The sequence below is a fragment of the Pseudonocardia humida genome (assembly GCF_023898865.1).
GTDB lineage: Bacteria > Actinomycetota > Actinomycetes > Mycobacteriales > Pseudonocardiaceae > Pseudonocardia > Pseudonocardia humida.
Map to the genome: position 1 here is coordinate 47,127 of NZ_JAGSOV010000035.1, position 15,535 is coordinate 62,661.

Below are 15,535 nucleotides of genomic sequence, written 5' to 3' on the forward strand. Positions count from 1 at the left end.
GGTGCGGAGTTCAGCGGGCGGTCCAGCCGCCGTCGACGGGCAGCGACGCGCCGGTGATCGAGGCCGAGGCCGGGCCGTAGAGCAGCGCGGCGAGCTCGGCGACCTCGTCCGGCTCGACCAGGCGCTTCACCGCGGCCGGGGCCAGCATCACCTGCGCGACGACCTGGTCGGGGTCGATGCCGCGGGTGCGGGCCTGGTCGGCGATCTGGCCCTCCACCAGCGGCGTGCGCACGTAGCCGGGGTTGAGGCAGTTGCAGGTGACGCCGTGCTCGGCGCCCTCCAGTGCGATCACCTTGGACAGCCCCTCCAGGCCGTGCTTGGCGCTGACGTAGGCGGCCTTGAACGGGCTGGCGCGCAGGCCGTGCGCGCTGGAGACGTTGACGACCCGGCCCCAGCCGCGGGCGTACATGTGCGGCAGCGCCCGTCTGGCCAGCCGGAACGGGGCCTCCAGCATCACCCGCAGGATCAGCGAGAAGCGCTCGGGGTCGAACTCGTGGACCGCCGCGACGTGCTGGGTGCCGGCGTTGTTCACCAGCACGTCGACCTCGGCGGGCAGCCGGTCGACGGCGGCGAGGTCGGACAGGTCGCAGACCACCGGGTCGACCCCGGGCAGGGCGTCGGCCAGCTCGCGCAGCCCGGCCTCGTCGCGGTCGACGGCGTGCACCTTCGCGCCGTCGGCGACGAGGCGGCGGGTGATCGCCGCGCCGATCCCCGAGGCCGCCCCGGTGACCAGGGCCGTCCTGCCGTCCAGGGTGCTCATGCGGTGACGGTAGGCGAGCGGGGCCGTCCCGACTGTGTGTCGCGGACACACATTTCGGGAGGCGAGCTGTGAACGGGGAGGACGACACCGGGTAGGGGTGTCACGGCTCCGGCCGTGACACCCGCTCACGACCTCCGGTGGCGGCGTGCCGGATCGCGTCGAGGTCGGCCTTGAGGTCGCGCACCCGGTCGGGGCCCAGGACGCGCCCGGCCCACTCGTCGATCTCGGGCACCAGTTCCCCGGCGATCGCGAGCACCTCGTGCCCGCGGTCGGTGGGCACCACGAGCTTGGCCCTGCGGTCCGCGGGGTCGGGCACCCGGACGAGGTAGCCGTGCCCTTCGAGGTGGCGCACGAGCTCGGCCATCGCCTGCTTGGTCATCTGCGCGCGTTCGGCGAGCAAGCTGACCGTGGTCCCGGTGTCGTCCAGGTACTGGAAGACAGCGCTGTGCGCCGAGCGCACCGCGGAGTGCCCGCGCTCGGCCAACCGGGCCATGACGATGCCGTTCAGCGCCACGAAGGCCTCGCGCATCAGCACCGCGAGCGTGACCGGGCGCTGCTGACCGCGGCTGGTCGGGATCCGCGTTGACATGGACAGGCACCTTGTCTACCGTCGGCGACATGGACAGGAAGCCTGTCGATTATGGCAGGTCGCCGGCGTCGGCGCCGACGGTCCGCGAAGCCGACGCCGCGCAGCACCCCGAGATCGAGCGGTTGCTGCGGGCGGCCTACGCCGGCTACGCGCCCGTGGTCGCGGCCGAGGTGTTCCCCACCTACCTCGCCGACGTACTCGACTTCGCCGCCGAGGGCGCCACGGTGCTGGTCGCGGTCGAGGACGGCGAGGTCGTCGGCACGGCCCGCCTGCACCTGCGCGGCGCGGACGTCGACCTGCCGGCCGGTGCGGCGTACGTCCGCGGAGTGGCCGTGCACCCCGGTCGGGCGGGCGGCGGCATCGCCAGGGCGCTCATGGCGGACTGCGCCCACCGCGCCCGTGCCGCCGGGGCCACCGGCCTGCACCTGCACACCGCACCGTTCATGACCCGGGCGATCCGGCTCTACGAGGGGCTGGGGTACCGGCGGACCCCCGAGCGCGACACCGACTCCGCCGCGCACTACGGGCTGGCGGTCCATCCGCCGTTGCGCGCGCTGGCGTACCGCCTCGATCTGACGCGGACGTAGACCGGGCGGGGCGATCCGACTCGACAGCCGCCCAACCGATGACCGGCCCGGCTCCGTCCGGTACTGAGCGCCGGCGTCCGCCGCGCGCAACGCAGACCGGAGGAGGGAATGTGGGACGAACGACGGAGCTGCTGCTGGGGACGGGCGCCGTGCTCGCGACGATGGTCACCGCGGCGCCGACCGCCGCCGCGCCGGCTCCCGCGGTGGCGGCCGCCGCGGCGCCGGCGGGCTGCCGCGACAACGGGGGCCGGGAGATCGACACGCCGTTCTTCAACACCGATCTGAACAACGTGGCGGTGTGCATCGAGCAGGCACCGACCGGCGAGTACCGCGCCACGGTCACCGGCTTCTACACCGACGGCGGCGACGGCAGCCGCAAGTTCGACCGCCTCGCGGTGACGGTGCGGATCGAGCAGGGCAGCGATATCCAGGTCGCGGCCAACACCTGCGAGAAGACCCGCGAGGTCAACGCCACCCCGAACGGCTCGCTGCAGTGCTCGGTGGAGGGCGTGCCCGTCGGCGGCGGCCCCATCACCGCCGACGGCTTCATCACCTACGACATCGAGGCCGACGGCGGGGGCGACCTGCACTGGAGGCTGCACGGTTCGCCGCCCGACGAGTGAGGTCCGTCGCACCCGAGCGGGTGCTCAGGTGGGGCGCGACGCGCGAGATGTGCGTCAGGCACCGGGGGCCGTACGAAGAGGTGCGTCAGGTGCATCTCGCGCGGGCGAGGGCCCGGCCTACCTGGGCCACGACCAGGTCGGGCCGGTGGCGGACGTCGTCCCTGGTGTAGCGGAAGACGTGCCAGCCCTGGTCGAGCGGGGCGGTGTGCCGGCCGATGTCACGCAGCACCGCGTCCGGCCGGAGGTGCGCGGCGCCGTCGTGCTCCACGCCGATCCGCTCGTCCGGGTACGCCAGGTCGAGCCACACCGGCCACTGCGCCTGCGGGCGGGGCGGGTCGCCGAGCACCAGCACCAGTCGCAGGCGGGTCTCCATCGGGAGGCCGCACGGCGGTCGGCGAGCGTCAGCACCTCGGCCAGGCCCTGGTCGCCGCGGGTGCCGCGGCACCGGGCGCCGAAGTTGAGGAGCAGGTCGGGGGCGAAGTCGTGGGCGTTGGCCAGCGCGTCGAGCGCGACGACCCGCTCGACCGGATCGCCGCCGAGCGAGGTCGAAGGCCGAAGGCCGTGCGCAGCGGCGAGGTCACCAGGACGCCGTCCACCCGGACGAGTTCGCCCGGCTCGACGGCCCGGTGCGGCACGGCCGGCCCCGGGTGGGCGCGTTGCCGTCCACCCCGGACGACGACCGCGGCCGGCGCCTGCGGTGGACCGCACGACGCGCCGAGCAACTCCGCCGCGGAGTAGCCCGACAGCGCCCCGCGCCCCTCGACGTAGCAGAAGGCGGCCCGCGACCTCAGGGCGAGGTCGGGACGCGCCTGCCGCGGCACGTACGTGTCGGGGTACAGCCGGCGGAACCGCGGGCCCTGCAGGACGCGGCGGTCACCAGCCCCGCCGCGACCGCCGCCGACCCGCGGAACGCCTCCGGCCAGCCCGGTACCTCCTGCACGCGGGTCAGCGTGCCGAACGCGCGGGCACAACTCGCGCGAGATGTGCACCAGGCACCTCAGCAGCGACGGCAAGGTGCCTGGTGCACATCTGACGGGGTCAGGTCAGGGGGCGGTCGGTGGGCTCGATGGGGCGCGGGAGGACCTTGCGGCCGGTCAGGAACTCGTCGACGCCGGCCGCGGCGGCCCGGCCCTCGGCGATCGCCCAGACGATCAGCGACTGCCCGCGGCCCATGTCGCCCGCCGAGAACACGCCGTCCACGTTGGTCATGTAGGCGCGGTCGCGGGCGACGTTGCCGCGCTCGTCGAGGTCGACGCCGAGGTCCGAGAGCAGCGCGCCCTTCTCCGGGCCGACGAAGCCCATGGCCAGCAGCACCAGCTGGGCGGGCAGCTCCTTCTCGGTGCCCTCGATCGCGACGAACCGGCCGTTCTCGTCGCGCTGCACCTCGACGATGCGCAGCGCGCTGAGCTTGCCCTCGGAGTCGGAGACGAACTCGGTGGTGTTGACCGAGTAGAGCCGCTCGCCGCCCTCCTCGTGCGCCGAGGACACCCGGTAGACCATCGGGTACGTCGGCCAGGGCATGCCCTCGGTGCGCTTCTCCGGGGGCGTGGGCATGATCTCCAGCTGGGTCACCGAGGCCGCACCCTGGCGGTGGGAGGTACCCAGGCAGTCGGCGCCGGTGTCGCCGCCGCCGATGATCACCACGTGCTTGCCCTCGGCGCTGACCGGGGGTGCGTCCAGGTCGCCCTCCTGCACGTGGTTGGCCCACGGCAGGAACTCCATCGCCTGGTACACGCCCTCGGTCTCGCGGCCGGGGACGGGCAGGTCGCGCCAGGCCGTCGCCCCGCCGGCCAGCACGACCGCGTCGAACTCGGCGCGCAGCTGCTCGGCGGTGACGTCGTTGCCGACGTCGACCCCGGGCCGGAACTCGGTGCCCTCCGCCCGCATCTGCTCCAGCCTGCGGTCGAGGCGGGCCTTCTCCATCTTGAACTCGGGGATGCCGTAGCGCAGCAGCCCGCCGATGCGGTCGGCCCGCTCGAACACGACGACGTCGTGCCCGACCCGGGTGAGCTGCTGGGCGGCGGCCAGCCCGGCCGGGCCGGACCCGACGACGGCGACCTTCTTGCCGGTCCTGGTGGCGGGGAGCTGCGGCGGGACCCAGCCCTCCGCCCACGCCCGGTCGATGATCTCGATCTCGATCTGCTTGATCGTCACCGCGTCGGAGTTGATGCCCAGCACGCACGCCGCCTCGCACGGGGCGGGGCACAGCGTCCCGGTGAACTCCGGGAAGTTGTTCGTGGCGTGCAGCCGCTCGATGGCCTCGCGCCAGTCGTGGCGGTGGACCAGGTCGTTCCACTCCGGGATCAGGTTGCCCAGCGGGCAGCCCTGGTGGCAGAACGGGATGCCGCAGCTCATGCAGCGGCTGGCCTGGCGCTCCAGCGCCGGGACCGGGAAGTCCTCGTAGACCTCCTTCCAGTCCCGCAGCCGCAGGTCGACCGGGCGCCGCTTCGGCAGCTCCCGGGGGGCCTTGAGGAAGCCCTTGGGGTCAGCCATGTGCCGCCTCCATGATCGCCTCGTCGACGTTGCGGCCGTCGCGCTCGGCGGCCTCGCGGGCCTGCAGCACCCGCTTGTAGTCCTTGGGGATGACCTTGCCGAACCGGGCGACCTGGTCGTCCCAGTCGGTCAGCAGGGCGCGGGCCACGGCGGAGTCGGTCTCCCGGTAGTGGCACTCGACCACCTCGCGCAGGAAGGTGCGGTCGTCGTCGTCGAGGTGCTCGACGTCGACCATCTCCCGGTTGATCCGCGCGGCGGTGACGCTGCCGGGGTCGGCCAGGTCGAGCACGTAGGCCAGCCCGCCGGACATGCCGGCCGCGAAGTTGCGCCCGATCCGGCCCAGCACGACGGCCCGGCCGCCGGTCATGTACTCCAGCCCGTGGTCGCCCACGCCCTCGACGACGGCCAGCGCGCCGGAGTTGCGCACGCAGAACCGCTCGCCGACCACACCGCGGATGAACACCTCGCCGGACGTGGCCCCGTACAGGATCACGTTGCCGGCGATCACGTTGTCCTCGGCGGCGAACGACGCCGTCGGGTCGGGCCGCAGCGTCAGCCGACCGCCGCTCAGGCCCTTGCCGAAGTAGTCGTTGCTGTCGCCGACCAGGCGCAGCGTGATCCCCTTCGGCACGAACGCGCCGAAGCTCTGCCCGGCCGAGCCGGTGAGCGTGACGTCGATCGTGTCGTCGGGCAGGCCCTCGCCGCCCCAGGCCTTGGTCAGCTCGTAGCCGAGCATCGTGCCGACCGTGCGGTTGACGTTGCGCACCGGCAGGTCGAGGCGGACCCGGTCGCCCGAGCGCAGCGCGCCCTCGCACAGCTGGATCAGCGTGTTGTCCAGCGCCTTCTCCAGGCCGTGGTCCTGGCCCTTGGTGTTGTGCCGGGCGGCGCCGGGCTTGAGCGGCGGGGTGTGGAAGACCGGGGACAGGTCGAGGCCCTGGGTCTTCCAGTGCCGCACGGCGTCGTCGACGTCGAGCACCTCCGGGTGGCCCACCGCCTCCTCGATCGACCGGAAGCCCAGCTCGGCCAGGTACTCGCGGACCTCCTCGGCGATGAACCGCATGAAGTTCACGACGTACTCGGGCCGGCCGTCGAACCGCTTGCGCAGCTCCGGGTTCTGCGTGGCCACGCCCACCGGGCACGTGTCGAGGTGGCAGACCCGCATCATGATGCAGCCCGAGACCACCAGCGGCGCCGTGGCGAAGCCGAACTCCTCGGCCCCCAGCAGCGCCGCGATGACCACGTCGCGGCCGGTCTTGAGCTGGCCGTCGGTCTGCACGACGATCCGGTCGCGCAGGCCGTTCTCCAGCAGCGTCTGCTGGGTCTCGGCCAGCCCCAGCTCCCACGGGCCGCCGGCGTGCTTGATCGAACTGAGCGGCGAGGCGCCGGTGCCGCCGTCGTGCCCGGAGATGAGCACGACGTCGGAGTGCGCCTTGGCCACGCCCGCCGCGACCGTGCCCACGCCGACCTGGCTGACCAGCTTGACGTGCACGCGGGCCAGCGGGTTGGCGTTCTTCAGGTCGTGGATGAGCTGCTTGATGTCCTCGATGGAGTAGATGTCGTGGTGCGGCGGCGGGGAGATCAGCCCGACGCCCGGGGTGGAGTGCCGGGTCTTGGCGATCCACGGGTAGACCTTGCTGCCCGGCAGCTGGCCGCCCTCGCCGGGCTTGGCGCCCTGCGCGATCTTGATCTGGATGTCGTCCGCGTTGACCAGGTACTCGCTGGTCACGCCGAAGCGCCCGGACGCCACCTGCTTGACCGCGCTGCGCCGGGAGTCGCCGTTCGCGTCGGGCGTCCAGCGCTCGGGGTCCTCGCCGCCCTCGCCGGTGTTGGACCGGCCGCCGAGCCGGTTCATGGCGATGGCCAGCGTCTCGTGCATCTCCTGGGAGATGGAGCCGTAGGAGATGGCCCCGGTGCCGAACCGCTTGACGATCTCCTCGACCGGCTCGACCTCCTCGATCGGCACCGGCGGGCGGGTGCCCGTCTTGAACCTGAACAGCCCGCGCAGCGTCATCAGCCGGTTGGCCTGCTCGTCGACGGCCCGCGTGTACTGCTTGAAGATGTCGTAGCGGCCCTGGCGGGTGGAGTGCTGCAGCTTGAACACCGTCTGCGGGTTGAACAGGTGCAGCTCGCCCTCGCGGCGCCACTGGTACTCGCCGCCGACCTCGAGCGACCGGTGGTTCGCGCGGACCTCGTCGGCCGGGTACGCGCGGCGGTGGTGGGTCAGCGCCTCCTCGGCCAGCACGTCGTAGCCGACGCCGCCGAGCCGCGACCCGGTGCCGGCGAAGCACTCGTCGACGACCTCGCGACCCAGCCCGATGGCCTCGAAGATCTGCGCCCCGGTGTAGGACGCCACCGTCGACACGCCGATCTTCGACATGGTCTTGCGCACGCCCTTGCCCAGCGCCTTGACCAGGTTGGTCGCCGCGGTGGCCGGGTCGACGTCGATGTCGCCGCGCTCGGCGAGGTCCTCGACGGTGGCCATGGCCAGGTACGGGTTGACCGCGCTGGCGCCGTAGCCGATCAGCAGGGCGATGTGGTGCACCTCGCGGGCGTCGCCCGCCTCGACGACCAGCCCGACCCGGGTGCGCGTCTTCTCCCGCACCAGGTGGTGGTGCACGGCCCCGGTGAGCAGCAGCGACGGGATCGGCGCGTGCTGGGCGTCGACGCCGCGCGTCGAGAGCACGATCAGGCGGGCACCGTCGGCGATGGCCGCGGACACCTCGGCGCGGATCTCGTCGAGCCGCTTGCGCAGGCCCGCGCCGCCCTCGGCGGCCGGGAACACGCCGCGCACGGTGAACGAGGCGAAGCCCGGGTAGTCGCCGTCGTCGTTGATGTGCACGATCTTGGACAGGTCGTCGTTGCCGAGCACCGGGAACGGCACCACGATCGTGCGGCAGCTCGCCGCCCCGGCCCCGAGCAGGTTCTGCTCCGGACCGAGCCTGCTCTGCAGGGAGGTGACCAGCTCCTCCCGGATCGCGTCCAGCGGCGGGTTGGTGACCTGGGCGAACAGCTGGATGAAGTAGTCGAACAGCTGGCGGGGCCGCTCGGCGACCGCGGCGATCGGCGCGTCGTTGCCCATCGAGCCGATCGGCTCGGCCCCGGTCACCGCCATCGGCTTGAGCAGGACGCTGAGCTCCTCCTCGGTGAAGCCGAACGCCTGCTGGCGGCGGGTGAGCGTGGAGTGCGTCGGCACCTCGCGCTCGCGGACCGGCAGGTCCTCGAGGTGGATCACGCCGGCGTGCACCCACTCCTGGTACGGGTGCTCGGCCGCCAGCGCGCCCTTGATCTCCGCGTCGTCGATCATCCGCCCGGCCGCGGTGTCGACCAGGAACATCCGGCCCGGCTCCAGCCGGCCCTTGCGCACCACGTTCTCCGGTGCCACGTCCAGCACGCCGACCTCGGAGGCCAGCACGACCAGGCCGTCGTCGGTGACCCAGTAGCGGGCGGGGCGCAGGCCGTTGCGGTCGAGCACCGCCCCGACGACCGTGCCGTCGGTGAAGGTGACCAGCGCCGGGCCGTCCCACGGCTCCATCAGCGTGGCGTGGAACTCGTAGAACGCGCGGCGCGCGGCGTCCATCTCGGCGTGGTTCTCCCACGCCTCCGGGATCATCATCAGCACCGCGTGCGGCAGGCTGCGCCCGCCCAGGTGCAGCAGTTCGAGCACCTCGTCGAAGGTGGCCGAGTCGCTGGCGTCCGGGGTGACGATGGGGCTGAGCCGCTGCAGGTCGCCCGGGATGAGGTCGGACTCCAGCAGCGCCTCGCGCGCGGCCATCCAGTTGCGGTTGCCGCGCAGGGTGTTGATCTCGCCGTTGTGCGCGACGTACCGGTACGGGTGGGCCAGCGGCCAGGCCGGGAACGTGTTGGTGGAGAAGCGGGAGTGCACGACGGCCAGCGCGCTGGTGACGCGCTCGTCGGACAGGTCCGGGTAGAACGCCTCGACCTGCGGCTCGGCCAGCATCCCCTTGTAGACGATGGTGCGCGGGGACAGGCTGGGGAAGTAGGTGCCGGTCTCGTGCTCGGCCCGCTTGCGCAGGCAGAACGCGAGCCGCTCCAGGTCGATGCCGGTCTCACCGGCGCGGCCGGCCACGAACAGCTGCCGGAAGCCCGGCATCGCGGCCAGCGCGGACGGGCCGAGGTCGGCCTCCTCCGGGTCGGTCGGCAGGTCGCGCCAGCCGAGCACCCGCAGGCCCTCCTCGGCGGCGATCGCGTCGATCCGGGCGACCGCGTCGTCGGCGGCGGCCCGGTCGAGCGGCAGGAACGCGGTGCCCGCCGCGTAGCCGCCCGCGTCGGGCAGGTCGAAGTCGACCACGGCCCGGAAGAACTCGTCCGGGACCTGGATCAGGATGCCGGCCCCGTCGCCGGTGTTCGCCTCGCTGCCGCGAGCCCCGCGGTGTTCCAGGCGCAGCAGGGCGGTCAGCGCTTTGCTGACGATGCCGTGGTCGCGCCGGCCCGCGAGGTCGGCCACCATGGCCACGCCGCAGGCGTCGTGCTCGAAGTCGGGGGCGTAGAGGCCCCCCGAGGAAACCGCTGGGTTCGCAGCCAACAGTGCCTCCTGTCGTCTCGGTGCACCCCGACATCAAGCATCGGGACGACGTGATCGGTGTCCGGGGATGCAGGCGGCGGCGCCTGCCGTGTCGTGAGCGTCACGCAGCGGCATCGGACGTCCCCGTGTGGTGGCCGGGCGCCGACACGGAACGGACCGGACCCCGTTGTGCGGGGCCCGGCCGGCGTGGCGTCTGGAAGCGAGCGCACACGTCGGTGGGTGCGTCAGTTACGAACGCTCAATGTCGCACGTGGATGCGGCGATTCGCCAGTGACAGCCGCAGTGACGCGGGTGACCGCCACATGTGCCACCCGACAGGGGCAGACTCGGCGGGGTGGACGTGCGCGCGGTGCTGGCCGACGTGGCCGCGCTCGGGCCCTTCTTCACGGTCCGTACAGGCGACGCGGAATCGGCCGACCCGACCTGGCAGCCGCTCTCGGCCATGGAGACCGACGGCCCGCCCCTGCGCCGCCGGATCGCCCACGTGCGACGCGCGCTCGGCGGCGACGACGCCGTGGAACCCCGGGTGGCGGCCTCCATCGCCTTCCAGGGCGTGGTCGGGGTGATCGTGTCGCCGGCGTTCGGCGCCGCGGTGCTGCACGGCGTCGTGCCCTCGCTCGACCCGGCCGAGCTGCACTGGCGCGACAGCGCGACCGGCCCGCTGCCGCTGTGGGCGCCCGCGCCGACGGGCGCACCGGCTCCGGACGCCCCGGCCGCCGCCGCCGCGCTGGGGGAGCTGTACGACGCGCACCTGCCGGCGCTGGTCGCCGCCGTCCGGGGCGTCGCCGCCGTGTCGCCCCGGGTGCTGTGGGGGAACGTGGCCTCGGTCGTCGCGGGGACCACCCGGATGGTGACGACCGCGCGACCCGCCGCGGCACGGCGCGCCGCGGAGGTGGGGGCGCTGCTGCTGGACCGCGGGCGGCTCGCCGGGAGCGGGGTGCGGGAGGCGCCGCGGCCGCCCGACGTGCACTGGACGTTCCGGCGGCGGAGCTGCTGCCTGTTCTACCGGGTGCCGGGCGGGGGGTACTGCGGCGACTGCGTGCTCGCGGGGGCGTGAGGGCCTTCGGCGGTGCTCGCTCGCGGTCGTCTCGGGTGCCGGGCTCGAGGTGGGTCCTCGCAGGGCTGGGTGGGTCCTCGCAGCGCGCCGGCGGGTTGCGAGGACACCGCCAGCGCTGCGACACCCAGCCAGGGCTGCGAGGAGCACCCCAGACCCACCCTCTGAGCTGCGACGACCCGCCGACACGCCCGCGACCACCGTCGTGGGGACCGCGCCCGACCGGGGGAACGCAGTCTCGCCTAGACTCGCGTCAGCACCGGGCGTGTGCGCCTCCGTCGCGTGCCGCGCACCTCCCGATCCGCCCGAGCCGCGGGCCGCACAAGCCACATCCGTCTGCGAGGAGTACCCCACCGTGAAGAGCACCGTCGAGCGGCTGAGCCCGACGCGAGTCCGGATCAACGTCGAGGTGCCGTTCGACGAGCTCAAGTCCGACTTCGACCGCGCCTACAAGACGATCGGCCAGCAGGTCCGCGTCCCGGGCTTCCGCCCGGGCAAGGTCCCGGCCCGGATCATCGACGCCCGGCTGGGCCGCGGGGTGGTGCTGGAGCAGGTCGTCAACGACGCCGTGCCGGCCAAGTACACCGAGGCCGTCTCCGCCGCCGCGGACCTCACCCCGATCGGGCGCCCGGAGATCGAGGTCACCGAGATCGCCGACGGCGACAAGCTCGCCTTCCACGCCGAGGTCGACGTCCGCCCCGACATCACGCTGCCCGACCTGGACTCCATCTCGGTCTCGGTCGACGACGTCGAGGTCACCGACGAGCAGGTCGACGAGCAGCTGGAGAACCTGCGCGCCCGCTTCGGCACGCTGACCGGCGTCGACCGCCCGGCCGCCAAGGACGACTTCGTCCTGATCGACCTGTCGGCCACCGTGGACGGCCAGGCCGTCGAGGAGGCCGCGACCACCGGGTTCTCCTACCAGGTGGGCCAGGGCGGGCTGATCGACGGCATCGACGAGGCCATCGAGGGCCTGTCCGCCGGCGAGGAGAAGACGTTCACCTCGAAGCTGGTCGCCGGCGAGTTCGCCGACCGCGACGCCGAGGTCACCGTCAAGGTCACCGCGGTCAAGGAGCGCCAGCTCCCCGAGGCCGACGACGAGTTCGCCCAGCTGGCCAGCGAGTTCGACACGCTCGACGAGCTCACCGCCGACCTGCGCACGCGGCTCGGCCGGGTGCGCAAGATGGAGCAGGTCACCCAGGCCCGCGACAAGGTCCTGGAGGCCATCGTCGAGGCCACCGAGGTGCCGCTGCCCGAGGGCGTCGTCAAGGCCGAGGTCGACAACGCCGTGCACGACGCCGTCCACGGCTTCGACCACGACGAGGACAAGTTCGCCGAGTTCCTGCAGACGCAGGGGCGCACGCGCGAGGAGTTCGACACCGAGACCCGGGAGGCCGCCGAGACCTCGGTGCGCACCCGGCTCGTGCTCGACGCGCTGGCCGACGCCGAGGAGGTCTCGGTCAACGACCAGGAGCTCACCGAGCGCATCATCTTCCAGGCCCAGCAGTACCAGATGCCGCCCGAGGAGTTCGTCCAGCGGATCCAGCAGGCCGGTCAGCTCGGCGCCGTCTACGCCGACGTGCGGCGCAGCAAGGCGCTGATCGTGGCCGTCCGCGCGGCCACGGTCACCGACGCCGCCGGCGAGCCGGTCGACCTGTCCGACCTCCTCGGCGACGACACCGACGAGCAGCCCCCGGCCGTCGTCGAGGGCAGCGTCGATGAGAGCGCCGAGGAGAGCGCCGACGAGAGCGCCGACACGGCCGGGACGGCCGCCGGCGAGTCCGGCGAGGCGTCCACGTCCAAGGCCCCCACCAGCGCCTGATCGGCGCGGCGAACCCGGACGTCAACCCCAGAGCGAACAACGGCCCCGTACGCGGCGGGGGGCACCTCCCGCCGCGTAGGGTCGGAGCAACACCCCACGTCAACGCGACCGACGAGCGTCAGCAAGGAGGGCTCGTGAGCCCACAGGACAACCCCTTCGGACCGGTCATGCGGCGGGGCTCCGCGCCCACGTCCATGACGCTGTCCGACTCGGTGTACGAGCGTCTGCTCCAGCAGCGGATCATCGTGCTGGGCCAGCAGGTCGACGACGACATCGCGAACCGGATCGCCGCGCAGATGCTGCTGCTCTCCGCGGAGGACCCGGACGCCGACATCGCGCTCTACATCAACTCGCCGGGCGGTTCGGTCACCGCGGGGATGGCCATCTTCGACACGATGGAGTTCATCCCCTGCGACGTGGCCACCTACGCCATGGGCCTGGCCGCGTCGATGGGCCAGTTCCTGCTGTCGGCGGGCACCCGCGGCAAGCGGTACGCGCTGCCGCACTGCCAGATCCTCATGCACCAGCCCTCGGCGGGCGTCGGCGGCACCGAGTCCGACATCTCCATCCAGGCCGAGCTGTTCAAGCGGCACAAGCGGGAGATGGCGGAGCTGATCGCCAGCCACACCGGCCAGACCGTCGAGAAGATCACCGCCGACTTCGACCGCGACCGCTGGTTCTCCGCGGCCGAGGCGCTGGAGTACGGCTTCGTCGACCACGTGATCTCGCGCGCCGGCCAGCTGCCGGACGCGATCAGTGAGAACGGGAACGGGAGCACCCGATGAGCAGTAGGTTCGAGATGCCTGGTGGCCGCGCGCCGCAGGGCGCCCAGAGCCGCTACGTGCTGCCGTCGTTCGTCGAGCGCACCAGCTACGGGGTCAAGGAGTCCAACCCGTACAACAAGCTGTTCGAGGAGCGCATCATCTTCCTCGGCGTGCAGATCGACGACGCGTCGGCCAACGACGTCATGGCGCAGCTGCTGTGCCTGGAGTCGGCCGACCCGGACCGCGAGATCAGCATGTACATCAACTCGCCCGGCGGGTCGTTCACGTCGCTGATGGCGATCTACGACACCATGCAGTTCATCCGCCCGGACATCCAGACCGTGTGCCTGGGCCAGGCCGCCTCCGCGGCGGCCGTGCTGCTGGCCGCGGGCACCCCGGGCCGGCGCCTCGCCGTCCAGAACGCCCGCGTCCTGATCCACCAGCCGGCCACCGAGGGCTTCTACGGCCAGGTGTCCGACCTGGAGATCCAGGCGGCGGAGATCTCCCGGATGCGCAAGCTGATGGAGACCACGCTGGCCAAGCACAGCGGCCGCACCCCGGAGCAGGTCCGCGTGGACGTCGAGCGGGACAAGATCCTCACCGCCGACGAGGCCAAGGACTACGGGATCATCGACGAGATCATCCAGAGCCGGAAGCTCTCGGCTGTCTGACGAACCACGACGTCCGGCGGGTCGGTCGGATCGGTGACCGGTCACGGTCCCGACACCGACCGCCTGCCGACACGTCCGCAATCCGAGGGCGGCGGATGCTCCCCCGGGACCGTCTTCGACGGGTAACGTCACCAGGGCGCTCTCTCCTGCCGGACCCGCCGGACGGGGAAGCACCAGATGGGATATGGGGTCTGCACTCATGGCACGCATCGGTGATGGTGGTGACCTGCTCAAGTGCTCCTTCTGCGGGAAGAGCCAGAAGCAGGTCAAGAAACTGATCGCCGGCCCCGGCGTCTACATCTGCGACGAGTGCATCGATCTCTGCAACGAGATCATCGAGGAGGAGCTGGCCGAGGCCGGTGAGGTCAAGCTCGACGAGCTGCCCAAGCCCGCCGAGATCCACCAGTTCCTCGACCAGTACGTGGTGGGCCAGGACCGGACCAAGCGCACGCTGTCCGTGGCGGTCTACAACCACTACAAGCGCATCCAGGCGGGCGACAAGGGCCGCGGCGCCGACGGCGACGGCGTGGAGCTGGCCAAGTCCAACATCCTGATGCTCGGCCCCACCGGATGCGGCAAGACCTACCTGGCCCAGACCCTGGCCAAGCTGCTCAACGTGCCGTTCGCCATCGCCGACGCCACCGCCCTCACCGAGGCCGGCTACGTGGGCGAGGACGTCGAGAACATCCTGCTCAAGCTCATCCAGGCGGCCGACTACGACGTCAAGCGGGCCGAGACCGGGATCATCTACATCGACGAGGTCGACAAGATCGCCCGCAAGTCGGAGAACCCGTCGATCACCCGCGACGTCTCCGGCGAGGGCGTGCAGCAGGCGCTGCTGAAGATCCTGGAGGGGACCACCGCGAGCGTCCCGCCGCAGGGCGGTCGCAAGCACCCGCACCAGGAGTTCATCCAGATCGACACGACGAACGTGCTGTTCATCGTGGCCGGTGCGTTCGCCGGGCTGGAGAAGATCATCGGCGACCGGGTCGGCCGCCGCGGTCTGGGCTTCGGCGCCGAGATCCGCTCCAAGAACGACCTGGACGCCGCGGAGAGCTTCGGCGACACCATGCCCGAGGACCTGATCAAGTTCGGGCTGATCCCGGAGTTCATCGGCAGGCTCCCGGTGGTGGCCTCGGTGACCTCGCTCGACGAGGAAGCCCTCATCAAGATCCTCACCGAGCCGCGCAACGCGCTGGTCAAGCAGTACTGCAAGCTCTTCGAGATGGACGGCGTCGAGCTGGAGTTCACCCCCGACGCGCTCAAGGCGGTGGCCGAGCAGGCCATCCGCCGCGGCACCGGCGCCCGCGGCCTGCGGGCGATCATGGAGGAGGTGCTGCTCCCCGTGATGTACGAGATCCCCAGCAGCGACGACGCCGCCAAGGTGGTCGTCACCGAGCTGAACGTGCGGTCCAACGTCTACCCGACGATCGTGCCGCGCACCCCGGCCCGCCGGGAGCGTCGCGAGCGCTCCGCCTGATCCGCTTCCCGACCGGACGGGACCGTCCACGCCGCGTAGCGGCGGGCGGTCCCGTTCGTGTACCGGTGCTTCTCCGGTGGGTGAGGCTCCGGGTTGCTGTGTCAACTAACCCGATCTAGCGTGACCCGCTGTCATGTCGTCGCGGTGCA

12 protein-coding genes are annotated in these 15,535 nt (G+C 72.3%); 7 read left to right on the forward strand and 5 right to left on the reverse strand.

Annotation, left to right across the window (positions count from 1 at the left end; translation table 11 throughout):
* Positions 1-10 precede the first annotated feature (10 nt).
* Both KDL28_RS16020 and KDL28_RS16025 read right to left on the reverse strand, forming a co-directional pair.
* Entirely contained in the window at positions 11-760 is a 750-nt protein-coding gene (locus tag KDL28_RS16020) for a 3-hydroxybutyrate dehydrogenase (protein ID WP_252439343.1), read from the reverse strand.
* A 100-nt stretch (positions 761-860) separates the two neighbouring features.
* On the reverse strand, positions 861-1,349 hold the full coding sequence (locus tag KDL28_RS16025) for a MarR family winged helix-turn-helix transcriptional regulator (protein WP_252439345.1): 489 nt from the start codon (positions 1,347-1,349) through the stop codon (positions 861-863).
* A 29-nt stretch (positions 1,350-1,378) separates the two neighbouring features.
* On the opposite strand from KDL28_RS16025, the gene KDL28_RS16030 reads away from it, so the two are divergent.
* Complete coding sequence (locus tag KDL28_RS16030; RefSeq protein WP_252439347.1) at positions 1,379-1,936, forward strand: GNAT family N-acetyltransferase; 558 nt, start codon at positions 1,379-1,381, stop codon at positions 1,934-1,936.
* Positions 1,937-2,046: 110 nt separating this feature from the next.
* Positions 2,047-2,559 carry a hypothetical protein gene (locus KDL28_RS16035; protein ID WP_252439349.1) on the forward strand — a complete coding sequence of 171 codons (513 nt, stop codon included), beginning with the start codon at positions 2,047-2,049 and terminating at the stop codon, positions 2,557-2,559.
* 85 nt (positions 2,560-2,644) lie between these two features.
* Here KDL28_RS16035 and KDL28_RS16040 read toward each other — a convergent pair whose 3' ends face one another.
* The 3 genes from KDL28_RS16040 to gltB all read right to left on the reverse strand — a co-directional run bounded on the left by KDL28_RS16040 (position 2,645) and on the right by gltB (position 9,595).
* Positions 2,645-2,932 carry a DUF559 domain-containing protein gene (locus KDL28_RS16040; RefSeq protein WP_252439351.1) on the reverse strand — a complete coding sequence of 96 codons (288 nt, stop codon included), beginning with the start codon at positions 2,930-2,932 and terminating at the stop codon, positions 2,645-2,647.
* 665 nt (positions 2,933-3,597) lie between these two features.
* Complete coding sequence (locus KDL28_RS16045) at positions 3,598-5,052, reverse strand: glutamate synthase subunit beta (protein WP_252439353.1); 1,455 nt, start codon at positions 5,050-5,052, stop codon at positions 3,598-3,600.
* Positions 5,045-9,595 carry a glutamate synthase large subunit gene (gltB, locus tag KDL28_RS16050; protein WP_252439355.1) on the reverse strand — a complete coding sequence of 1,517 codons (4,551 nt, stop codon included), beginning with the start codon at positions 9,593-9,595 and terminating at the stop codon, positions 5,045-5,047. Before gltB ends, KDL28_RS16045 begins: the two co-directional genes overlap by 8 nt.
* Before the next feature lie 334 nt (positions 9,596-9,929).
* On the opposite strand from gltB, the gene KDL28_RS41515 reads away from it, so the two are divergent.
* The 5 genes from KDL28_RS41515 to clpX all read left to right on the forward strand — a co-directional run bounded on the left by KDL28_RS41515 (position 9,930) and on the right by clpX (position 15,386).
* Positions 9,930-10,652 (forward strand): (2Fe-2S)-binding protein, encoded by a 723-nt coding sequence (locus KDL28_RS41515; protein ID WP_252439357.1) that lies wholly within the window; start codon positions 9,930-9,932, stop codon positions 10,650-10,652.
* Positions 10,653-11,004: 352 nt separating this feature from the next.
* A complete protein-coding gene (gene tig, locus KDL28_RS16060; protein WP_252439359.1) occupies positions 11,005-12,471 on the forward strand; it encodes a trigger factor in 1,467 nt (488 codons plus the stop codon).
* A gap of 167 nt (positions 12,472-12,638) precedes the next feature.
* Positions 12,639-13,256, forward strand: coding sequence for a ClpP family protease (locus tag KDL28_RS16065; protein WP_252439646.1), 618 nt, complete (start codon positions 12,639-12,641; stop codon positions 13,254-13,256).
* Complete coding sequence (locus tag KDL28_RS16070; RefSeq protein ID WP_305882213.1) at positions 13,253-13,906, forward strand: ATP-dependent Clp protease proteolytic subunit; 654 nt, start codon at positions 13,253-13,255, stop codon at positions 13,904-13,906. Before KDL28_RS16065 ends, KDL28_RS16070 begins: the two co-directional genes overlap by 4 nt.
* A gap of 199 nt (positions 13,907-14,105) precedes the next feature.
* A complete protein-coding gene (gene clpX, locus KDL28_RS16075; RefSeq protein WP_252439361.1) occupies positions 14,106-15,386 on the forward strand; it encodes an ATP-dependent Clp protease ATP-binding subunit ClpX in 1,281 nt (426 codons plus the stop codon).
* Positions 15,387-15,535 lie beyond the last annotated feature (149 nt).